Origin of the sequence: Pseudoalteromonas sp. CO342X, from assembly GCF_004208915.1 — a bacterium.
GTDB lineage: Bacteria > Pseudomonadota > Gammaproteobacteria > Enterobacterales > Alteromonadaceae > Pseudoalteromonas > Pseudoalteromonas maricaloris.
Genome location: NZ_SGPH01000010.1, coordinates 49,713 through 71,703, shown reverse-complemented (window position 1 = coordinate 71,703; position 21,991 = coordinate 49,713). Strand labels below are relative to the sequence as shown.

Genomic DNA, 21,991 nt, shown 5'->3' with positions numbered 1-21,991 from the left:
CTATCAAATATAAAATTATTGTTTTCAAAACAATAACAGCATTTGTAAACACTCACTAACCGTAAATAAAAGATGACACAAAGACTCAGCGCAACCACATGATTAATAAGAATAAAATCAAAACAGGAACAGCAAAATCACATATTACACCTTTTATAAACATCATACACATTTAGACAAAAGCCATATTTAACAATTGTTTATGGTAAAAACGCTGCACCTATATTGCGATATCTCCTCTTTCAAATGTATGGAAAGAGTTGACCGTCGTTATAAACAAAGTAAATAAGGGTCAAAATGTTGAAGAAGTTAAATCTAGTTACCGCAGGTATCCAAGTTGCTTTAGTGGCTGGTGCCGTAAGTAGTTCAGTAGCTGTTGCAAACGAACAGACAGAAGCAAAATCAGTAGAGCGTATTCAAGTTACAGGTTCTCGAATTAAACGTGTAAACCTAACTTCGCCGACTCCAGTTACCGTTATCGGTGGTGTGGAGCTTGAAAACCAAGGCATCACAAACGTAAATGACCTTTTAGCTGAAATGCCTCAAGCAACAGTTGGCCTATCTCCAGAGAATACTACTAGCTATATCTATGCATCAGGCTTAAATACAACTGACCTACGTGGTTTAGGTTCAGAGCGTACATTGGTACTAGTTAATGGTCGTCGTTTTGTACCAGGCTCTGTTGGTGATACTGCTGTAGATTTAAACAACATCCCTACCTCTATCATTGAGCGCGTAGAAATCGCAACAGGTGGTGCAGCAGCAGTATACGGTGCTGACGCTGTAGCTGGTGTTGTAAACATCATCACGAAAAAGTCATTCGATGGTGTAGAAGTTGATGTGTCTACAGTAAAGCCTGAGCAAAGCGGTGGTGAGGAATATTTCTTCTCTATTACAGGTGGCCAAGAACTAGAAAAGCTATCTTTCATTACCTCTTTAAACTACACCAAAAATGAAAGCTACGCGAAACTAGACCGTGACTTCTTCAAGCGCGGCATGAGATCTATCTCTAACCCTGCAAATACAGGTGGTAGTGACGGTATTCCTGCTGATATCGAGTTTAATCACCCAACAGCACTTGGCTATTACTCAGAGCGTGGTGACTTCTTTGCTTGGACTGGTACAAAGACACGTGAAGCGTTTGAGAACCACCACTTCACTTTCGATGAAGACGGTACAATGCGTCCATTCGATTACGGTCTTGGTCTAATTGATGATCCTAACCCAGCTATTTCAAAGCGTGCTGCTGGCCGTTACACGTACGACGAAGCAAACCCTGGTGATGCTATCTTCAGACACGGTTATAAAGATTATTTCCGCACACCTCTTGAACGAATGATCGGTACTCTTTACGGTACTTATGAGCTGAATGATGAACATGCACTAACATTTGATGCGACTTATTCTAAGACAGAAGCAACGACTGAAAGTAGCCCTGCATTCTTCTCACACACAATCCGTCGCGATAGCGCATTTGTAAACGATGCCATGGGTAAAGTGATGGATGACGCAGGTCTAGACTCTGTAACACTTTATCAAGCAAACGAAAACTTATGGGGTGACCGTAAGTACAACCAAGAGCGTGAAGTATTCCGTTCATCAATTGGTGCGGAAGGCATCATTAACGATGACTGGAGCTACAGCACATACTTCCAATTCGGTCGTATCGAACAAGACACGCTGTGGACTGGTGAAGTTTATAAAAACAACCTAGCTAATGCGATTGACTCTGTATTAATCGATGGTCAAGTTGTGTGTGCTACCCGTGATGCTGACGGTAACGTGACTGGTGCACGTGAAGGTTGTGTACCATTCAACCCAATGGGTGCAACAAGCGCAACTCAGGAACAACTAGGTTACATTTCAACGACTGCAACTCGTTTTGCAAGACACGACCAAGCAGTATTTGGTGCAACGGTTGATGGTGTATTATTTGAATTACCTGCAGGTTACGTAAGTGCAGCGTTTACAGCTGAGCACCGCCGTGAAGTTGCTAAGATCCGTCCATCTGAAAACATGGAACAGGGCCTTATTAAAGGTAACTCAAGCCTACCTATGGATGGCGAAATCGAAGTTAAAGAATTCTCAGCAGAGGTTTCTGTACCGCTACTGATGGATGAGTTCCTAGCTACTGACCTTACTTTTGAAGGCGCATACCGTTACATGGATTACTCTGTAACAGGTGGTGACGATGCTTGGAAACTTGCACTAAACTGGGGTGTGACTGACGAACTACGTGTACGTGTAAACCGTTCTAAATCGGTACGTGCGCCAAACCTAGGTGACCTGTTTACTCCAAACTCTAAAACTTACAGCTCAGGCCGTGCAGACATTTGTCGCGCAGATTCAATTGCAGAGTTAAGCAGTGACTACAAGTACAGAGATAACATCATCAACAACTGTCAAGCTGCTGGTCTAGCTGCTGGTTGGATGCCTTCTGATGAATGGTTATCTGGTGGTAGTTTACCTGGTTACATTCAAGGTAATACTGAGCTGAAAAACGAAGTATCTAATGACTACACTATCGGTGTAATTTACACGCCAGAGTTTGTTGAAGGCTTGGATCTTACTGTTGATTACTGGTCATTTGAAATTGATGGTGCAATTGAATACTTTGGTCGTGACAGTATTAAGCTTTGTTACGAAGCGTCTTCTTTAGACAACCCTTTCTGTGGTAACTTTGTTCGTAACAAAGATACTGGTGAAATTGAAAACTACTACTCGCGTCCAATTAACGCTGCACAAATCACCAAAAAAGGCATGGACTTTGAATCTGCATACAAATTTGACGCATTAAACGGTGAGTTTGCACTTAAACTAACTGCGACTTATTTGATTGAAGATAACCAAAACTCAACAGGCCGTGCGGAAGACTTCCGTAACTACATGGGTGAAACGGATGACGCACCACGCTGGAAAGGCCGTTTCAGCGCGCTATACACGCATGATGATTCTGCATACGTAGTAACAGTAAACTATCGCCACAGCACTGTTGAAGATAACGAGTGGACACCTGAAGATAACAACTTCAATGAGGTTTCTTCTTACACTACTGTAGATTTCATGTATAAAACTAACTTGGTTGAAGATCTACAACTACGTGTTGGTGTAAATAACGTATTTGATAAAGAGCCACCTCGTACACCGTATACATACGATGATGGTGAATTCTTCGATGTTAAAGGTCGTCGTCTATCACTAGGTATGAAGTATAACTTCTAATCTGCTGTAAAATTTCGATCCGAAAGCCTCCTTTTTGGAGGCTTTTTTATTTAGCCCCCACCTTTTATCGTATTTTCAACGCAATTGGACAAACTTGAGTATTCACCTCTCCCCGCTTATGATTTAATACTCATGTTAATTTTATTGTCATTAAGATTTCGTGTAGCAAGGCAGCTAGTTATCCATGAAAACAAGCAAGTTAAGTATTCGACTCCTTTGGTATATCACCCCGCTTGTGATATTACCCTTGCTGTTTCTTGGCGGATTTACGCTCACGAATGTAACTAGCTCAACGCAAAAACAAGCCAAGCTCATTGTTAGTCGTTTCGTTGAACAACAACAGCAGAAGATGTTCAATTATATTGAGATCTACCAGTCAACAACAAAACTGCTCTCAACCTCTCCAGTACTTAGTGACTTTCTTAATTCGGCCAACCTTGAAAGGATGGAAAAAACCAAACGTTTAGGTGCACTGATGGATGTATTTGCCAGTTATAGTGAAGCCTACCCAGATATTATCAGCATCAATCTTTTATCTCCCAATGGCAGAAGCTCCGCATTTTATTCCAGTAACTTGGGCGAAGCGCCAAACCTCTACCCTTTCGCCAAACAGATCATGCAAAGTAACTTGCGCCAACATCAATTTATGGTTGCCTCCAGCGCAGGTACACAGCTGTATTTTGTCCAGCAAATATACAGCGTAGATTACGAACTCAAGCAACCTAGACAACAAGGTTATATCGTCGTACAAGTCTCCCCTTCTCTTTTAAGTACCAGTATTCTCGAAGCACCGTACGACAATACGCTAAACCTATTAGTGAGCATTGATGGTGAAGTGTTATTCAGCTCAGATACGAACCTCATTGGCCACTACTTAAGTGCCAGTGAAATAGAAGAAATTGGCTATATTGCTGACCTTGGCCAACTAGACTCTACCGTTATTCATAGTATTGATAATGTGGAAAGGATGACCTACAGCGCGCAACTAAGCGGAGGCTACTTTTATATTTCAACGATCCCTAAGTCGCTACTTTACCGCTCTGGTAAAACTATTAGTCTGATCACAGCATTGATCGTTATTCTATCTGTCGTTACATTGCCAATTTTGATTTTTATCGTGGTCCGCAACCTGTTGCTCAACCCCATAGAATTACTGGGAGAAGCGAGCCATAGAGTCGGAGATGGTGACCTAATGGTGGCGCTACCGGAGCATAACAGTGACGAAGTTGGCATCCTTTTCCGAGATTTCAACCATATGATCGGCCAAATTCGTACCTTTCAGCGAGAGCTTGAGGATTACAAAGAGCACTTGGAAGAAAAAGTTGAAGACAGAACCAAAGAATTAGAAGAAACCAATAGCAAGCTAGAAGTTGCTATTGTAGAAGCCGAGCAGGCAAACCAGCTTAAAAGCCGCTTTTTAGCTAACATGAGTCATGAGATACGTACCCCGCTGACCGCTATTATGGGGTTTACCGAGCAGCTTATACAGCATCCTAATTCTCCGACCTCAAAACAGCACCTAGACACAATTTTAAGAAACTCTAAACACCTTTTAGAACTTATCAATAATATCTTAGACCTTTCGAAAATTGAGGCTGAAAAGCTGGATGTGGAAGAATCAGAGGTCTTGGTAATGCCACTCATCAATGATATTGAATCCATCATTGAGCCGATGACGAATGAAAAACTACTGAACTTTTCCACAGAATTTATTCTACCCTTGCCTGACAAGCTTTACACCGACATTACTCGCTTAAAACAAATCTTGCTTAACATCGCAACAAACGCGGTGAAATTTACTGAGTACGGTGGCGTTCATTTAAAGGTGGAGTTTAGACCAGAATCTGAAAAGTTTATCTTTAGCATCAAAGACACCGGAATTGGCATGTCACAAAATGAGCTAGAGCGCGCATTTAAGCCTTTTGAGCAAGCCGACACAACAACAACTCGACGCTTCGGTGGCACAGGGCTTGGCCTTTGTATTTCAAAGAATTTAGCACAACTGCTTGGTGGTGACGTGCATGTTCAAAGCCAACAAGGCACAGGAAGCTTATTTTCTGTTGAGGTCTCTGGTAATTTCAAAGAGCGCTCTTACTCTTGGCTAAACGCACTTGAGCGACCAAAACAACCGGATAACAGTAAAACCCATATTGCGGCGGTAAAAGAGCTTGATGCCAAAGTGCTTGTTGCGGAAGACAACCCCGATAACCAAGAGCTTATTACGCTGCTACTGTCTAACTGGGGCATAGTTCCTGATATTGCTAATAACGGTGCTGAAGCGGTTGAGATGGCGCTGGTTGAAGACTATCAACTGATCTTAATGGATATGCAAATGCCTGTCATGGGTGGTGAAGAAGCAACGCAAATGCTCAGACATGCCGCCTATGATGGACCAATCATCGCGCTTACCGCCAACGTAATGAAACACGACATAGACAACCATATTAAAGCAGGGTGTGATGCCACTCTTGGCAAGCCGATAGATAAAGAATTGCTAGGTAAATTGCTACTAGAGTACCTTGAACTTCAAAATGACAAGTCCTCTTCATGGGATGCCTTATTAAAAACCGAAAAGTTCTTACAAATAAGTCGTAATTATGTCGAAAAGCTACCGTCACAGCTAGCTGAGCTGCAAAAGCTTTACGATAAACAAGAATGGGAATCTTTAAGGGCACTGGCACATAGTATCAAAGGCAGCGCGGGTTGCTTTGGCTTTATGAATATTCATGAAGCCGCAGGGGAACTAGAAACCAGTTTGCAAAAAACACAAAACAGTAATCGCCATTACTATTTGCTTAAGCTCACTGAGGCTATGCGCTATACCCTATCAATAGACCAGCCAACGGATAATAGTCACTTAGGCTAATGGTAAAGCCATGAGCATTGCATCTTCATGGCCATGAGTGCTTGGGTAGTAGTTTTTTCTCAAGCCCATTTCGACAAAACCATAGCGATGATATAACGCGATTGCTGCAGTGTTTGACGCTCTAACTTCAAGAAAGATATTTTCTGCCTGCAAAGCCTCTGCTTGCGCTAATAAATCTTCCATTAATGGCTTCGCGTAGCCCTTACCTTGATAATTAGGACGAATACAAATATCCATCAAGGTTAAGTCTGGGCCCGCACGCTCTGCAACGTAGAAGCCCACCAGCGTATTACCATCGATAATAGCCGTATTAAAGTAACGACCGTGAAGGCAAGACTGCATGGTTTTCTCACTCCAAGGAAAAGCATGACAGGCTTGTTCTACTTGCATAATCTCATTAAGTGGAAATTGTAGTAAACCACCTAGCTTAACTTGCATCTTGTTGACTCCAGATTAATTGCCACAACTCACGCTTTTGAGCCGTACTTAGTTGTGCACTTGGCAAACTCAATTGGTTATCCTCAAGTGCAATCGTGTTGCCCATGACAACCTCAATTTTTTTACCCATGACCAATTCAAAGTCCTGCAACAAAACAGTCGGTAAATCTACTTGCTGAAGCTCATTCGCAGCAGTAGCAACAACAGCGTTAGGGTCAAGGTGTGCAAATGTAGAATTTAGCTTTAGCGGTACAATATCAAGAATATCTGCGTAAATCGGATTCATGGCTAAGCAGTTTAATTTTTTAAGGAAGTTTACTTTGAAAAAATGCGAAGTGCAAAATAAGAAGTGGCAGGGGCGGCAGGACTCGAACCCGCAACCATCGGTTTTGGAGACCGCTGTTCTACCAATTGGAACTACGCCCCTGCAATGTCGACGCATTATAAAGCGCTTTTTTGAAAGGTAAAGTGAAAAAATCACTTTTTTGATTCAACTGCTTCTAAAACAAGCAAAATGGCGAATATTTATCATATTCGCCCTTTTCTTAAGCCGAGTGCTAACTCATTTTAGAGCCATTATATTCCCACTCGAAGATCAACAAGAAGAAAATATATCTCTACATAGCAGCTAGTTAGAAAGCTAGCTGTTCTCGATACCATCACCTATACCATGCGCAGAACTTTTTTTGATTTTTTACTGATCGTCGAGGCTTTAGTTCAGCTTTGACCCAAGCTGAGGACTCTGCCATATCACGACGAAGCTCTTGTATCTCTTCGGTAGTAAACATTCTCGGACCCGAGGTAATTCTATCCATCTTGTGCCTCCAACTGGTCACCATACATTTTAAGTGGCTTGTCAAACCGAGAATTATCAGCAGAGAACTTAGAGGATATTTTTTTGATTGTTTTTCATACACACCTTGAAAACCATCAATACTGCTCAAAGCTCACACAACGAGGAATAACCTCGTTAAATAAAAGGATCAAATCATGGGTTTGAAACCAGGACCAAAACCAAAAGCCAAATCGACTGGCAAGCCAGATCAACGTCGACGTGACAACAAAAAAACTCCAGGAAACACTCCAAGCCTAAAGCCGAGTAAATCCTCGAGCAAGTGACGCCACCTCAATATCGGGTCAGTGTAAGCGGTACTGACTCCTGTTGCTAAAACCCAAAACACGCTTCTGCCCCAAAATGAGTTAGAGTTAAGGTCTCAATCGAGCGAAAAGCAGATCTTCTCCTTATCTATTTTCGGCTGTCCATTTACAAGTTTCTCGTATAGTCAGGAAAACGAGCGATTGGGTTCTTTTCGTCCTCAAGTAACTTTAGCTGCAAAGGCAGAAAGCTATTTGTAGCAATAAGTTATCCATTATGATAAAAATTTCTTAGGTAGAAACTCGAGACGGTTCACGGCAGAAAAACGACCCAATCGCTCGTAGATTAAGATTGTTATGTTCAAAGTCGAGGTTTATAGTGCAGTTTGTAAAAAGATATGAAAAAGATACTGGTTTAGATTTAGGTGGGGCTATCACTTTATTTATCGTGTTTCTTGTATCGTTATTATTACTCGCCTACGTAACTAGCTTTTATGACTTAAAAGAAACGATATTTGGTGCAAGCATAACTAAACATGTTAGTGACATAATGACAGAACATGAAGCTGGTAAGAGTATTTTTTTATTATCATTTGTAGTGCTAGTTTTAGGGTTAATTAAATCAACACAAATAAAAGAAGGGGTAAATCAGTTTTTTGAAAATCGTATCGTGATCCCAACTACGAATTTCTTGATAGGATTGATTTCTGTCATGTTGGCTGTTTCAACCTCTGTATCTGTTAGTTTAGTTGCTAATTATGGGGTTACTGACCAAGTTATAATGATTTTATTCTATGCTTATTTGAAAAATATTTTATTAAGCTTATTTCTTTTGTATCCATTAATTATTTTAAACTTCAATTCCTCAGGAATAATGACTAATTCTAAAAAATACATTTTAGCTTTAGTCTCTGTTGTTATGTATATAGTTACCCTTTCTTTCTATCACGAAATAGACATATTTTAATAAATTGAACATAACACATATGAACCTTATCCGGTCAAGTAAGCATAACGATTCTTTTTAGCTGCTTTTAAGCAGCTAATTTGTATTGGCAACGCTTAAACCTGTTCAACTTCGTTATGTCGGTTAGCCGTTAAATCGTTTACGGCAAACACATATTGAGGATCTCTTATTGCGACTCATAAAGAAAAATAAGTGACATATATGGACGCTTTGCTAGCGCGCGTAAAAAATATAATTGCTTATTAAGGCAGATTTAGGTGTAATGAAGACATAATAAGCGCTGAGCGATGCAGGGAAAGCTTACATAACACTAGCTAAGCTGATTACACTAGCTAGGAAAATGAGAGCCTCCAAAAAGCAAATTCCCTTAGCATAAATAACACCAACTCTGACAACATCGAGCGGGTAGCGGCTCAGTCCAACAAGCGATTATGCAACACAAACTGCGTGTCGCATAAATACTAAATTGTTAGGGAATATGGAAGTTAGACCTGTGGTAAAAATCATCCTTGGTATTTGGTGCGCGTGTTTAATTGTTGGTGGTGCTACACACGTTTTCGATAATGTTTATTTTGGTTTACTACCATACAAATTTGCGCCGTTATGGCTAAATATCTACTGGTCCGCGTTAGGCGTTTTGGATTTACTAGCTGTTTTTTTACTACTCAAGTATCGGTTGCAAGGGATTTTGCTTACGCTAGCAATTATGTTTAGCAATGTCGTGGTTAATTCTATCGCCTATTACTCGCTAGGCGTTATTTTGGATGCTTGGTCATTGCAGCTTCAGACATTGTTTTTCGGTTTTTGTTTAGGCTCAGCATTTTTGCTGTGGCGTACGGGTATTCTTAAGCATGCGTAGTAACATATTCCCTAATCGGGTAGCCGAGGGTATCTAGCCCTCAGCACCCACAACACCCTGCATGCGGGTCCGCAAAGGGCGTTTCATCTAACAGATTACCCGTTTGGGTAATGCATTTTTATCCATCCGTCTTTGAGTGAATATAGTCCCTCGTTTTTCAGATAATTTAAGCTTAAAGCCTGTTGAATACCGGGTGTTTTGGAACTGCGCCAAGGCCCTTTACTTGTGATGCCACAGGCAACGGCTGCTTGCACATGAACTCCACGCTTCATCAGGTTTCTCACTTTAGTTCTCGGTTTTCGCCATTGTCGCCAGTAACACATCCTGATCCTGCGTCTTATCCATTGGTCTAGGTCAACACATTGCTGGTATGCGTTTGCAATACCAAAAAATAGCAGGCCAGCATCACGATGAACATCACTGCGAAGAAACCAAATACCTCCGCAAGGCTTTTTAAGAAAGTAAAAATTCATAAAAAAGGCCAGTCAGAAATACTGACTGGCCTTTTCTTAATCTAACGAAAGCTAAGTTAGGTTTTTACAACCAAGCTTATTCCCACTCGATTGTCGCTGGCGGCTTACCTGATACATCGTAAACCACGCGAGAAATACCATCGATTTCATTGATGATACGATTTGAAACGTGGCCTAGTAGCTCGTATGGTAAATGCGACCAACGTGCCGTCATAAAGTCGATAGTTTCAACACAACGTAGTGAGATCACCCAATCGTATTTACGTGCATCGCCCATCACGCCAACAGAGCGTACCGGTAGGAACACGGCAAATGCCTGAGACACTTTGTGGTATAGATCCGCTTTATGTAGCTCTTCAATGAAGATAGCATCAGCACGGCGCAGTAGGTCACAGTATTCTTTCTTGATTTCGCCAAGTACACGAACACCAAGACCTGGACCTGGGAACGGGTGACGATAAAGCATGTCATACGGCAGACCAAGCTCTAGGCCAATCTTGCGAACTTCGTCTTTAAATAGTTCACGTAGTGGCTCAACCAGACCAAGCTCCATATCTTCAGGTAATCCACCCACATTGTGGTGAGATTTGATCACATGCGCTTTACCGGTTTTTGATGCAGCCGATTCGATAACATCAGGGTAAATCGTACCTTGTGCTAGCCATTTCGCGTTTACGCGCTGGCTGGCTTGCTCATCGAACACTTCAATAAATGTGTGACCGATTGCTTTACGTTTGTCTTCTGGGTCGTTTAAACCGTTAAGCGCGTTAAGGAAACGCTCTTCAGCTTCTACTTTGATGATGTTCAGACCAAACTTATCACCGAACATATCCATTACTTGCTGGCCTTCGTTCAAGCGCAGCAGGCCATTATCAACAAATACACAGGTTAGCTTATCGCCAATCGCACGGTGAATAAGCATTGCAACCACTGATGAATCAACACCACCAGATAAGCCAAGGATAACTTCGTCATCCCCTACTTTCTCTTTGATACGCTCAATTGCATCTTCAATGATTTGCTCAGGCGTCCATAGTTTTTCACAACCACAGATATCAATTGCAAAGCGCTCTAGTAAACGCAAACCTTGCTGAGTGTGCGTTACTTCTGGATGGAACTGTACACCGTAGAAACGCTTTTCTTCCCAAGACATTGCCGCATGAGGACAAGTATCCGTTTTCGCTGAAGTTTTGAATGTATCTGGAATTTTAGCAACTTTATCGCCGTGGCTCATCCACACGTCTAGGAAACCTGCACCATCTTCGATGTGATCTTCAATCGCTTCGAATAGCTTACAGTCACCTACTTTCTCTACTTTTGCGTAGCCGAATTCTTTTTTATCTGAGCTATGTACCTGACCACCAAGCTGCATTGCCATCGTCTGCATACCGTAACAGATACCCAGTACAGGCACACCGGCTTCGAATACGTAATCTGGTGCTTTTGGGCTACCTTCAAGCGTCGTTGACTCTGGGCCACCTGATAGAATGATACCTTGAGGATTGAACTCACGGATTTGCTCTTCTGTCACATCCCAAGCCCAAAGTTCACAGTAAACACCAATTTCACGTACACGACGTGCAATTAGCTGAGTGTATTGCGAACCAAAGTCTAAGATCAAAATTCGGGAATCGTGGATATCTTTGCTCATTGATAATCTCGTTAGTTAGGAACTAAACAGGATAAAGCCGCCTTGCGTCTCTATCAAAAGTAATAAGGGCTAGCAACTTGCTAGCCCAGAAACACGCCTTGAGGCTTAACCCATACGGTAGTTAGGTGCCTCTTTGGTGATCTGCACGTCATGTACGTGAGACTCACCCATACCCGCAGAAGTCACACGTACAAACTGCGGCTTAGTATTTAATTCAGTGATGGTTGCACAACCTGTTAGACCCATTGCACTGCGAATACCACCGATTTGCTGATGGATAATCGTTGCGATTGGTCCTTTGTATGCTACGCGACCTTCGATACCTTCAGGTACTAGTTTGTCAGCAGCATCACTCTTCTGGAAGTAACGGTCAGACGAACCTTCTTTTTGATTCATCGCACCAAGTGAACCCATACCACGGTAAGACTTGTAGTAACGGCCTTGGTATAGTTCAACTTCACCAGGAGACTCTTCAGTACCCGCTAGCATTGAACCCACCATTACACATGAAGCACCAGCAACTAGCGCTTTTACGATATCACCAGAGAAACGGATACCACCGTCAGCAATCACTGGAATATCACGACCTTTAAGGCCTTCTACTGCATCAGAGATAGCAGTAATTTGTGGTACACCACAACCCGTAACGATACGAGTAGTACAGATAGAGCCAGGGCCGATCCCCACTTTAACAGCGTCTGCACCAGCATCAGCCAATGCAATTGCACCTTCAGCTGTTGCTACGTTACCTGCAACGATTTGTAGTTCTGGATAAGTTTCGCGTGTTGCTTTAACACGGTCAATAACACCTTGAGAATGGCCGTGAGAAGTATCGATTAGTAGTACATCAACACCCGCTTCAACCAAAGCTGCAATACGCTCATCAGTACCAGCACCAACACCAACAGCAGCACCAACACGAAGACGGCCTTGCTCATCTTTACATGCGTTTGGTTTATCTTGCGCTTTTTGGTAATCCTTAACAGTGATCATGCCTTTTAGTGCAAATGCATCATCAACCACTAAGATTTTTTCGATACGGTGTTCGTGCATTAGGCCAAGGATCTCTTCACGAGATGCGCCTTCTTTTACTGTCACTAAGTCATCTTTCTTAGTCATGACCGTTGAAACTGCTTTTTCTAGCTTAGTTTCGAAACGCATATCACGGCTAGTCACGATCCCTTCAAGTTGGTTGTTTGCACCAACAACCGGGAAACCTGAGAACCCTTTGTCCTGTGCAAGCTCCATTGCTTCTGCAATCGTAAGATCAGAAGTAACCGTCACAGGGAAAGAGATAATACCCGCTTCATACGTCTTAACTTTACGTACGTTGCGAGCTTGTTCTTCGATAGTCATGTTTTTGTGGATAAAACCAATACCACCTTCTTGTGCCAGAGCGATCGCTAAGCGCGCTTCTGTCACTGTATCCATTGAAGCGGAAACAAGCGGTAAGTTTAATTCAATCCCACGAGTCAAACGCGTTTTCAGGTTTGCTGTGTGAGGAAGAACAGTTGAATGAGCTGGTACTAAAAGTACGTCGTCAAAGGTAAGGGCTTCTTTTGCAATTCTTAGCATGTTCGCGGCTTCTCTCAAGTGAACTGAGTATAAGGAATTGCGTGCGAATTTTATCAGCGTTCCTTATGGGAGTAAATAAAATTTAGCAAAAAATGTGATAAAGTGACTGTGAATTTTTTATGGAGGCCAACATGGGATACCCCAATAATAATAAAACCTATTCTGTATCAAGACTTAACAGAGAAATACGCTCGCTCTTAGAACAAGGTTTTGCCTCTGTACAACTCACCGGAGAAATTTCAAACTTTGTTGCTCCGGCCTCAGGGCATTGGTATTTTTCTCTAAAAGATGACAAAGCACAGATAAAAGCGGCCATGTGGCGAGGTAATAATCGTTACTGTAACCATCGCCCAGCCAATGGTCAGCAGGTAATGGTACAAGCTAGAGTGTCAGTGTATGAGCCACGAGGCGACTATCAATTGATAGTCGAGCAAATGGCCCCCGCCGGTGAAGGCTTGCTCAAGCAACAGTTTGACGCCCTTAAAATGCAGCTGGCCGCAGAAGGCCTGTTTTCGGCTAGTCACAAAAAACCTTTGCCAAGTGTCATTAATCGCGTGGGGGTCGTCACTTCAGCGACAGGGGCTGCCATCAAGGATATTTTGACTGTACTAAAACGTCGTGCCCCACAGTTACAAGTTGTAATTTACCCAGCTCTAGTGCAAGGCGATGAAGCCAAGCAGCAGATTTGCAAACAAATCGCTCAGGCGAATGCTAGACGCGAGGTAGACGTATTGATCGTTGGCAGAGGTGGCGGCTCATTAGAAGACTTATGGAGCTTTAACGAGGAATCAGTCGCGAGGGCCATTTTTGCCAGCTCAATTCCGGTGATAAGCGCAGTAGGCCACGAAATAGATACTACCATTTCCGACTATGTTGCCGATGTCAGAGCGCCAACCCCATCGGCGGCCGCTGAACTAGTGAGCCCAGACTCAGAAGCACTAAAATTGCGTACTTCGCAGTTACTACAATATCTCAATCAAGCTTTTAAACGTCGCCTTGAAGGTGCATCACAGCGTTTGGCAAACTTTGAAGCCCGACTGCAGCTACAACACCCTAAGAATCAACTTATGCAGCAAACACAGCGAGTTGATGAGTTAGAACAGCGATTAATTCGTGCTCAAGCCCATCACTTACGTCAAAAGCAATCGCAATTCCATCTGCTGCAGCATAGATTTGATCGATTACATCCAGAACAAAGGATCGCTCAGTTCAAGCAATTGGTCGCACAACTCGGTGATAAGTTGCAGTATGCAATGGAGCAAAAGCTTAACACGCAAAGACACCAACTCGCGGTATCAAGCGCAAAACTAGACAGCGTCAGTCCACTGGCGGTATTAGCTCGAGGCTATAGTATTGCCAAGCAGGAAGATAGAGTGATTAAGTCAGTGGCGGATATCGACCCAGAAAAGCCGATAATCACACAACTGGCTGATGGTGAGGTGGTGTCTATGGTAAAAGCAACCCAATAAGCGGATATAAAAATGGGGAAGTGATTTCCCCATTTTTAATCTAATAACCTTACAACATCGCTGAAGTGATTGACTCATTTTCAAGCTTATCATCATCTTCGAGGAAGTTTTGGTTCATACTCTCTGCAGGGCATGGGCATGATGGCTTACCAACCACCTTAGCTGGTATCCCCACTACCGTAGTGTGCGGTGCAACAGGGCTGAGTACCACGGAACCTGCTCCAATTCGAGCGCCCTCTCCTACTTCAATGTTGCCAAGTACTTTGGCACCAGCACCAATCAATACACCGGCGCGGATTTTCGGGTGACGGTCACCCTGCTCGTTACCCGTACCACCAAGTGTGACTGATTGCAGAATAGAAACATTATCTTCAATAACCGCGGTTTCACCAATGACTATACCAGTCGCATGGTCAAACATAATACCATGACCGACTTTACAAGCAGGATGGATGTCAACACCGAATACTTCAGAGGTTCTGCTCTGTATAAAGCGAGCCAGCTCTTTTCTGTCTTGACGCCATAAGCAGTATGCCAATCGATGTGCTTGGATTGCATGAAAACCTTTCAGATTTAAAATTACGTTGAGATAACTATCGGCAGCTGGGTCGCGATCTTTAACGGCTTTTATATCATGTGCAACATGAGTCAGCATGGTATCGCAGTGCACAAAGGCCTGATCGAACAACTCACGAATTGTAAATGCTGACACCACGGCATCCGCCAACTTATTTGCAACGATAAAGCTTAATGCAGAACCAAGACACTCGTGATTTAAAATACTCGAGTAAACGTGACTAGCAAGCAATGGTTCGCGAGCGACCAACTCATTGGCTTCTTCGCGTAACTTATTCCAAATCTCATGTCTCATATGACGAACTTCCGATAATACTGATACTTCTCATAGTGTAACGCTTAGAGTCATTAAGTGTCATGTATTATAAAAAATCAGGCTTCAAACACTTGGTTATATCTAATAACCAACCAACATATTTTAGTCCGGTTTTAAATGCCCTCTGTTGGACCAAAGATTCTTACAATTTAGCACTGTCGAACTGAACAGATCTTCGTATAATAACGCCCCATTGAATACTACCAACGCGGGATCGCTAATATGTCGATAAAGATCAAGACAACGGATACCAACAAACCAAATGGCACAGGGCTTGCGCGGATAATCAAAGCAACGCATTGCTCAGCGAAAGGAATGAAAGCGGCCTATAAAGAAGAGTCGGCATTTAGACAAGAAACGTGGTTACTGGTGGCAAGTCTTCCTTTATCAATCATATTGGCGCAAAGTATTGCTCAGTGGGCATTATTGGTCGGTAGTGTACTGTTGATATTGGTCATAGAACTTATCAACTCGGCAATCGAAGCGCTGACAGATCGAGTGAGTACAGAGCATCACTTACTATCTGGTCGTGCAAAAGATATGGCATCAGCGGCCGTTACGCTGACATTATTAATTAGCTCATTAATTTGGATAGCTGCCGCAGTGGAGTGGTTCAACACCATAACCTAAAATTACGCGTGGTTTTGACACAATAAAAATGGCGGCTAAATTTTTAGCCGCCATTTTTATTAAGCTGAATAATCGTTATTCAAACACTTTTTCTACATCTAACGTTTTAATATTCTTACTTGGAATATTGAGCGGGTATGTAGCAATTTCAGCATCTTCTGCCAGTAATACATCTGGCTTTTTCGTGTTATAAGTCATAGGAGATGACTGCTCAGCACTTAGGCGCTGCGCCATATCTTTTGCATCACCAGTGATAAACACATAGTGAATATCTTCGGTCTGCAAGTTCTCTTTGATAACTCGATTGATGTCTTCAACAGACAGCGACGCTAGCTGCTTTGTCACATAAGCAACAAATTCATCGGTGTTGTAGAACTGGCTATCAAGTGCATAACCTAGCTGTCTATCTTGGCTCGCCACCATTTGTGGCACAAAGTTGATTAAGAAGTTACGTGTTGCTTCAAAGTCTGCTTTGCTCATCCCTTCTTTGATCAGCTTATCGAGTTCAAACAATGCGGTGCGCGTTGCAAAATGGGCATCGTTATTAGAGCGAAGTGGGCGTAACCACACCTGGAAAATTTGCTCACTACGACCTAAGTTTGCATCTGGCTTAGTTTGGAACATGCCACGTGGGAAGTATTCGATATAAGCGTAGTCACCATAGTTCATACCACGTACCTGACGGATACGCTGGTACAAGTGGCTGTTTGAACTGCGGTGCTCACCAAAGTATGAACGCACTAACCAAAGCGCAGCCCAGTCTTTGCTGCTACGAACCGTGTCGATTGGGAAACCAAAAGACACCGCTGTTGATTTTGCATTCTTTTCTACGATGGTTGCGTGATGGCCAGATAGCTTAGGGGCATCTGGCACTTGTAAACGCGCCTCTTCGCCTTTAGGTAAAGCCGCAAGGTCGTTAAACATCGCTTCTTTTAGCTGTTTATCGAGTGCACCTGTGATACCCACATTTAGTTTAGCTTGAGTAAATTGCTGAGCGTAAAAAGCCTTAACGTCGTCTAAAGTGATTGCTTCTAAGTCTGATAAATCACCAAAGTTATAGCTTTCGTATGGGTGGCCTTTGTACAACTCGTGATAAAGCACTTCTTTACCAAGCTCTTCATCATTTGACGCTTTCAAACCAGCCTTAATGCCGTCGATTAGCTCTTTTTTCAGACGTTTAAAATCATCTTCTCTGAACCCTGGGCTCAGTAGTTGCTGGCTCACAATGCCATACCATTGATCAGCATTGTCTTTATGAATACGACCACGTAAAGAAATCATTTCTTTATCGATTTGATAACCAAAGCTACCAGCGATCGGGTACAGCGCCTTTTGAATTTCTTTGTATGATTGCGATTCACTTCCACCATTGGCAATCATAGCCGCAGTAAGCGCAGCAAGACCTTTTTTACCTACAGGATCGGCAGCAGCACCTGTGTAAAAAAGAAAATTCACATCCACCAGCGGTGAATTATTCGTTTTATCTAGTACGTTGAAATGACGCGTTACTGGCTTGTCCATTTTTGCCACTAACTTGTCTAAGTTAACTTCCTTATCAAAACCAGAGACAGACTCAAGTGCAGACATAGTCACCGTTGTGCGGCTGCTGTCCACAAAGTATTTATTGGCAATATCACGAATATCTTTTGCAGTGACTTTATCAGCACTTGCGTATAGTGCATTCACCACTTCAGGGTCACGCTCAAAATGCATGTAGCTTGCAAGCGTCGAAGCAATAGATTGTGATGAGTCAAGGCCGTTAATAAAGCTGTACTTTAGGTTTGATTTAAGTGCAGCAAGTTTATTTTCATCTACCAGCTCTGTGCGTGCTTTTGCGTAAGTGTTATTGATTGCATCACGCACTGTCGCCAAATCTTTTTCATCTTCTACTTTAACGAAAACATGTAGAAGACCAGGGTCTTTGGTTTCAGGGTTATAGGTAAACATTTGGCTTGCAAGCTGTTTGTCTACCACAAGCTCTTGATACAGCGCTGAGTTTTCAGAGAAATAAAGCTGTGAGATCAGATCAAGTGCCGCTCGGTCCTTTTTCTTCGGCTCCCACGCTGCCCCTTTATACGAAACTAGCAACCAGTGACCCGGTAAGCCATCATATTTTTCGTGAACGTAACGCGCTTTGTCTTGCTTTGGCTCAACAGGAATATCGGCTTGGTAGTCACCCTTTTTCCAATTACCCCAATGCTTCTTCACCATAGCCATAGTTGCTTTAGGATCTACATCACCTACGATCACAAGTGATACATACTCAGGCTTATAAAAACGCTCAAAGAAGGTTTTACCATAGGCCATCTGATCTGGCATTGCTTCGATGTCTTCAAAAAAGCCCATTGTCATGTGTTTATAGGTATGCTTATCAAACGCTTCTTTTCTTACCGCAGAAAGCAGTTTTCGAACTGGACTGGCATTATTTTTAAGGTATTCACCTTTCACAGTTAGTGCTTCAGTACGAAACTGCTCTTCACTGTATGTTAGGTTTTGAAAGATATCCGCTTCGATTTCTAATACTTTATCTAAATGCTGCTTTGAGAAATTTAAATGGTAGTTCGTGTAATCATTGGTGGTGTAGGCACGATTATCAACACCTGAATTTTTCAAAATGTCCGAATAAACGTCTTGTGGATACTTTTCTGAGCCTTTGAACATCATATGCTCAAAGAAGTGAGCAAAGCCGGTTTTACCCGCTTCTACTTCATTACGCGAACCAACAGAAACCGGAATTTGTAGCGATACCACATCAGGATAGTTAGTTTTAACTACCATGACGCGAAGGCCGTTTTCTAGCTCTTCCAAAACATAATCTTGGGCGAATACTTTATTGGATTGGGCAGCTTGAGTACTTTCAGCTGACTGTTGAGCTTGGTCTGAATTCGTCGCTGCGCAGCCACTAAGCGCTAAGCTTACGGCAAAGCTGGTTGCTAGTAATTTGAATTTCATGAATTTGGTCCTAATCATATTTTTTATTCTAAGTAAGTCGTGTTCACTTACGTTAGCAAACCTCCTGATTATGCCCCAAAGTCATACTAATTCGCTAATTTCCAAGGTGATTTACCATCCTAATGTGTAAACAAATATGAAATTTTGATTTGAGCGCTTGAGATAAATTCATAATTATTGAAATTCTTTCATTAAAAAAATCTATCTAGACGTCTAAATGGCTGCTATATTAGTAAAGAGATACAGAAATGCTTTTGTGGAATGAGGATTATGGCTTTAACGCTTCAAGAGAAAATCATTGACCCTAACCAAGGGGTATATTTAATTGGGACCACACCACCTAAGATTGGCACCGACCCAGAGCAGCTAAAATCAATTGCCGCTAAGCTTTTGGGCCGTTTACATGAGATTGAATACGACGGCGTGATCATCTATGACATTCAAGATGAAAGCAGCCGTACTCAAGTACCACGTCCATTTCCTTTTAAGCACACCGTTGATCCGTGTGAATATAGTCAGTTGATCCGCGAATTGTCACACCTTGATGTAATTACGTATAAAAGTGTGGCACAGCGCGATAGTGAAGCTTTTGGCAATTGGTTAAGCAGCACCAAACAGCAATATGGGTTAAACAATCTAGTATTAGTGGGCAGTCCGTCTTCACAAGGCGATATTAAGTTGCCGCTTTCTGAAGCCTATAAGGTATTGAAGCATCATCAAGATGACTTTTTCTTAGGTGGTGTAACCATCGCAGAGCGCCACGCCAGTAAGCGTAATGAACACGAAAGGTTAATTGATAAAACAGAGCAAGGCTGCCAATTCTTTGTTTCCCAAGCGGTGTATGACGCTCAAGCAACCATAGATCTTATCACGAGCTACGCTCGCACCTGTAAACAGCAAGGGCAAACACCAAAGCGCATTATTCTTACCTTTACTCCATGTGGTGGGGAAAAAACCTTGCAGTTTATGGAATGGCTGGGGATCTCAGTACCAGAAGCAACCAAATGGCGCATGTTAGATTCAGAAAACACACTAAGTGAGTCAATTCGTATTTGTAGAGAGAATCTAGATCAAATTTTAAAAAGCTGCTCACATCTAGATATTTCTCTTGGCTTAAATATTGAGAGCTTAACAAACCGCAAAGAAGAAATTGACGCGTCAATAAACCTTTATAGGCTATTGAAGGCGACCATGGAATTATGCCTTGCGGAAAAGCAAATTGCTTAATGCAGTCTAGGGCCTGTTGATCTTCCAAGTTTGTTTTTGCAGCAGTTCGATTGGTATTTATACAAGGCAGAGCCTGCGTAGCATAGTCATTCTATGTAAGTCTGGCGATAAAGACTTTGTGTTCCTGCAAAGTCACCTTACCCCACATCCTTGTGGGGCAACACAGAAGAAATGCCAATCAAGCGCTGCCCTTTGGGTTCACCTGAGTGCGCTTTGTTCATTGTTGCTCAACTTTTGCCTAGATTACTAGGCGGCAAGTCGAGCGTCGCGACCAAAACACACTCAGAAGAACAAAAATCAAACAGCGAAGGCCTACAGGCCCTATAGCCAGCTTCATCTAGCTGGCTTTTCTGTTAACCTTGCTGACTTATTCAAAGCCTAGATTAACTTAGGCTCAAGAAAGCGATTAATCCCACCCCAAGTAACAAGCGGTAAATGACAAATGGCATCATACCCATGCGCTCTATGATTTTCAGAAAAAAGAAGATACAGGCATAAGCCGAGATAAACGACAGTGCCGCACCACTTAATAACGCATTCCAATCAACCACTTCATCGCCGGTAGCAAGCTCTAAACTGTAATACAATCCCATCATAGAAATGACTGGAATAGACATTAAAAACGAAAAGCGCGCCGCACTTTTCTTATCAAGCCCGAGTAATAAACCTGCGGTGATGGTAATGCCTGAACGCGATGTGCCGGGAATAACAGCGGTAATTTGCGCAAGTCCCAATATCAGCGCGCTTTTCCAGTTTAAGGCAAATTCGTCTTTGATTTGTTTCGCTTTCACGTCGGCGTACCAAAGCAGTAAACCAAATACTATCGTCGATGTTGCAATCACCCAAGCACTACGTAAGTAAACTTCTACGATGTCTTTAAGTAGTGGGGCTAAGATCACGAATGGAATGGTGGCAACCACAATACACCAAGTCAGCCGGCTTTCTTTCGAGTGCGTACCTGAGAATGACTTGAACCATCCTGCCAGTAGACTGACAATGTCTTGTCGAAAATAAATAACGACAGCCAGCAAAGTACCAACATGAACAGCAACGTCAAAGGCAAGGCCCTGATCTTGCCAACCTAGTACCTGAGAAGGTAGCAGTAAGTGGGCAGAACTCGAAATAGGTAAAAATTCAGTGAGACCTTGAATAATTGCAAGGACGACAATCTCAATAAAGCTCATTGCTTGGGAAACTCCACTTTCCATAATTTTTGAGTTGGGTTGTGATACTCCTGCCATAACTGAGCAATGGTTTTACCCTCAACAGGATGGATAAAATCAGGAGCTAGTTCAGCTAATGGCTGAAGCACGAAGGCATTTTTGGTTATTTCATCCCGAGGCAACTGAGCAGGTGATGAACAAATAAGGTGGTCATAAAAGAGAATATCGAGATCTAATGTGCGTGGACTAAACTTCTTTTCACTACAGCGACGACCATGATCGTATTCTATCGACTTGAGCAGTTTATACACTTCGTCTAAAGACAGCTGTGTTTGTGCAGCAAAGACCGAGTTATAAAAGTTATTTCCTGCAAATCCGACGGCTTCACTCTCAAAAACACTCGAATGTTGAAAATCCGGAAAGTGTTTTATCAATACCCTCAAGCCACTCAGCAAATTTTTTTCTTTTTCTATGTTTGAGCCGAGACTGATAAAAATTTGTGCCATGATAAT

The 21,991-nt window shown here is 42.5% G+C and carries 15 protein-coding genes, 1 tRNA gene and 1 pseudogene; 7 read left to right on the top strand and 10 right to left on the bottom strand.

Annotation, left to right across the window (positions count from 1 at the left end):
- The first annotated feature begins 297 nt into the window (after positions 1–297).
- Positions 298–3,222 (top strand): TonB-dependent receptor, encoded by a 2,925-nt coding sequence (locus EXT47_RS02330; RefSeq protein WP_039493947.1) that lies wholly within the window; start codon positions 298–300, stop codon positions 3,220–3,222.
- 184 nt (positions 3,223–3,406) lie between these two features.
- Complete coding sequence (locus EXT47_RS02325) at positions 3,407–6,088, top strand: ATP-binding protein (RefSeq protein ID WP_130125809.1); 2,682 nt, start codon at positions 3,407–3,409, stop codon at positions 6,086–6,088.
- Here EXT47_RS02325 and rimI read toward each other — a convergent pair.
- From rimI to EXT47_RS02310, 3 genes are all read right to left on the bottom strand, one after another.
- Positions 6,080–6,526: a ribosomal protein S18-alanine N-acetyltransferase gene (rimI, locus tag EXT47_RS02320; RefSeq protein ID WP_130125808.1), complete on the bottom strand. Its 447-nt coding sequence runs from the start codon at positions 6,524–6,526 to the stop codon at positions 6,080–6,082. The two genes, EXT47_RS02325 and rimI, sit on opposite strands and share 9 nt — an antisense overlap.
- Positions 6,516–6,812: a hypothetical protein gene (locus tag EXT47_RS02315; protein ID WP_130125807.1), complete on the bottom strand. Its 297-nt coding sequence runs from the start codon at positions 6,810–6,812 to the stop codon at positions 6,516–6,518. The genes rimI and EXT47_RS02315 overlap by 11 nt, the downstream gene beginning before the upstream one ends.
- Positions 6,813–6,876: 64 nt before the next feature.
- Positions 6,877–6,953, bottom strand: a tRNA-Trp gene (locus tag EXT47_RS02310).
- A gap of 1,047 nt (positions 6,954–8,000) precedes the next feature.
- On the opposite strand from EXT47_RS02310, the gene EXT47_RS02305 reads away from it, so the two are divergent.
- Positions 8,001–8,588: a hypothetical protein gene (locus EXT47_RS02305; RefSeq protein WP_130125806.1), complete on the top strand. Its 588-nt coding sequence runs from the start codon at positions 8,001–8,003 to the stop codon at positions 8,586–8,588.
- A 478-nt stretch (positions 8,589–9,066) separates the two neighbouring features.
- Positions 9,067–9,447: a hypothetical protein gene (locus EXT47_RS02300; RefSeq protein WP_201435436.1), complete on the top strand. Its 381-nt coding sequence runs from the start codon at positions 9,067–9,069 to the stop codon at positions 9,445–9,447.
- A 95-nt stretch (positions 9,448–9,542) separates the two neighbouring features.
- Here EXT47_RS02300 and EXT47_RS02295 read toward each other — a convergent pair.
- The 3 genes and pseudogenes from EXT47_RS02295 to guaB form a co-directional block, all read right to left on the bottom strand.
- Positions 9,543–9,839, bottom strand: a pseudogene (locus tag EXT47_RS02295) (group II intron maturase-specific domain-containing protein); the annotation flags it as partial.
- Between the two features lie 157 nt (positions 9,840–9,996).
- Complete coding sequence (gene guaA, locus EXT47_RS02290; protein ID WP_045987776.1) at positions 9,997–11,571, bottom strand: glutamine-hydrolyzing GMP synthase; 1,575 nt, start codon at positions 11,569–11,571, stop codon at positions 9,997–9,999.
- A 105-nt stretch (positions 11,572–11,676) separates the two neighbouring features.
- Positions 11,677–13,146 carry an IMP dehydrogenase gene (gene guaB, locus EXT47_RS02285; protein ID WP_130125805.1) on the bottom strand — a complete coding sequence of 490 codons (1,470 nt, stop codon included), beginning with the start codon at positions 13,144–13,146 and terminating at the stop codon, positions 11,677–11,679.
- Between the two features lie 131 nt (positions 13,147–13,277).
- Between guaB and xseA the strand changes: the two genes are divergently transcribed.
- Positions 13,278–14,615, top strand: coding sequence for an exodeoxyribonuclease VII large subunit (gene xseA / locus EXT47_RS02280; RefSeq protein ID WP_130125804.1), 1,338 nt, complete (start codon positions 13,278–13,280; stop codon positions 14,613–14,615).
- A 49-nt stretch (positions 14,616–14,664) separates the two neighbouring features.
- Here xseA and cysE read toward each other — a convergent pair whose 3' ends face one another.
- Positions 14,665–15,486: a serine O-acetyltransferase gene (gene cysE, locus EXT47_RS02275; protein WP_045987778.1), complete on the bottom strand. Its 822-nt coding sequence runs from the start codon at positions 15,484–15,486 to the stop codon at positions 14,665–14,667.
- A gap of 243 nt (positions 15,487–15,729) precedes the next feature.
- On the opposite strand from cysE, the gene EXT47_RS02270 reads away from it, so the two are divergent.
- The gene (locus EXT47_RS02270) at positions 15,730–16,137 is read left to right on the top strand and encodes a diacylglycerol kinase (protein WP_010374636.1); all 408 of its coding nucleotides are present in this window, start codon (positions 15,730–15,732) and stop codon (positions 16,135–16,137) included.
- 75 nt (positions 16,138–16,212) lie between these two features.
- Here EXT47_RS02270 and EXT47_RS02265 read toward each other — a convergent pair whose 3' ends face one another.
- Positions 16,213–19,089, bottom strand: coding sequence for a pitrilysin family protein (locus EXT47_RS02265; RefSeq protein WP_130125803.1), 2,877 nt, complete (start codon positions 19,087–19,089; stop codon positions 16,213–16,215).
- A gap of 270 nt (positions 19,090–19,359) precedes the next feature.
- Between EXT47_RS02265 and EXT47_RS02260 the strand changes: the two genes are divergently transcribed.
- A complete protein-coding gene (locus EXT47_RS02260; RefSeq protein WP_039491358.1) occupies positions 19,360–20,316 on the top strand; it encodes a methylenetetrahydrofolate reductase in 957 nt (318 codons plus the stop codon).
- A 383-nt stretch (positions 20,317–20,699) separates the two neighbouring features.
- On the opposite strand, the gene EXT47_RS02250 is transcribed toward EXT47_RS02260, so the two are convergent.
- The gene (locus EXT47_RS02250) at positions 20,700–21,500 is read right to left on the bottom strand and encodes an undecaprenyl-diphosphate phosphatase (RefSeq protein ID WP_010607635.1); all 801 of its coding nucleotides are present in this window, start codon (positions 21,498–21,500) and stop codon (positions 20,700–20,702) included.
- Positions 21,497–21,985 carry a 2-amino-4-hydroxy-6-hydroxymethyldihydropteridine diphosphokinase gene (folK, locus tag EXT47_RS02245; RefSeq protein WP_039491361.1) on the bottom strand — a complete coding sequence of 163 codons (489 nt, stop codon included), beginning with the start codon at positions 21,983–21,985 and terminating at the stop codon, positions 21,497–21,499. Before folK ends, EXT47_RS02250 begins: the two co-directional genes overlap by 4 nt.
- Positions 21,986–21,991 lie beyond the last annotated feature (6 nt).

Bases quoted from the DNA above. Each gene is read 5' to 3' on its own strand.
- EXT47_RS02330 (WP_039493947.1), top strand. From the start codon at position 298: ATGTTGAAGAAGTTAAATCTAGTTACCGCAGGTATCCAAGTTGCTTTA.
- EXT47_RS02325 (WP_130125809.1), top strand. From the start codon at position 3,407: ATGAAAACAAGCAAGTTAAGTATTCGACTCCTTTGGTATATCACCCCG.
- rimI (WP_130125808.1), bottom strand. From the start codon at position 6,526: ATGCAAGTTAAGCTAGGTGGTTTACTACAATTTCCACTTAATGAGATT.
- EXT47_RS02315 (WP_130125807.1), bottom strand. From the start codon at position 6,812: ATGAATCCGATTTACGCAGATATTCTTGATATTGTACCGCTAAAGCTA.
- EXT47_RS02300 (WP_201435436.1), top strand. From the start codon at position 9,067: ATGGAAGTTAGACCTGTGGTAAAAATCATCCTTGGTATTTGGTGCGCG.
- guaA (WP_045987776.1), bottom strand. From the start codon at position 11,571: ATGAGCAAAGATATCCACGATTCCCGAATTTTGATCTTAGACTTTGGT.
- guaB (WP_130125805.1), bottom strand. From the start codon at position 13,146: ATGCTAAGAATTGCAAAAGAAGCCCTTACCTTTGACGACGTACTTTTA.
- xseA (WP_130125804.1), top strand. From the start codon at position 13,278: ATGGGATACCCCAATAATAATAAAACCTATTCTGTATCAAGACTTAAC.
- cysE (WP_045987778.1), bottom strand. From the start codon at position 15,486: ATGAGACATGAGATTTGGAATAAGTTACGCGAAGAAGCCAATGAGTTG.
- EXT47_RS02270 (WP_010374636.1), top strand. From the start codon at position 15,730: ATGTCGATAAAGATCAAGACAACGGATACCAACAAACCAAATGGCACA.
- EXT47_RS02265 (WP_130125803.1), bottom strand. From the start codon at position 19,089: ATGAAATTCAAATTACTAGCAACCAGCTTTGCCGTAAGCTTAGCGCTT.
- EXT47_RS02260 (WP_039491358.1), top strand. From the start codon at position 19,360: ATGGCTTTAACGCTTCAAGAGAAAATCATTGACCCTAACCAAGGGGTA.
- EXT47_RS02250 (WP_010607635.1), bottom strand. From the start codon at position 21,500: ATGAGCTTTATTGAGATTGTCGTCCTTGCAATTATTCAAGGTCTCACT.
- folK (WP_039491361.1), bottom strand. From the start codon at position 21,985: ATGGCACAAATTTTTATCAGTCTCGGCTCAAACATAGAAAAAGAAAAA.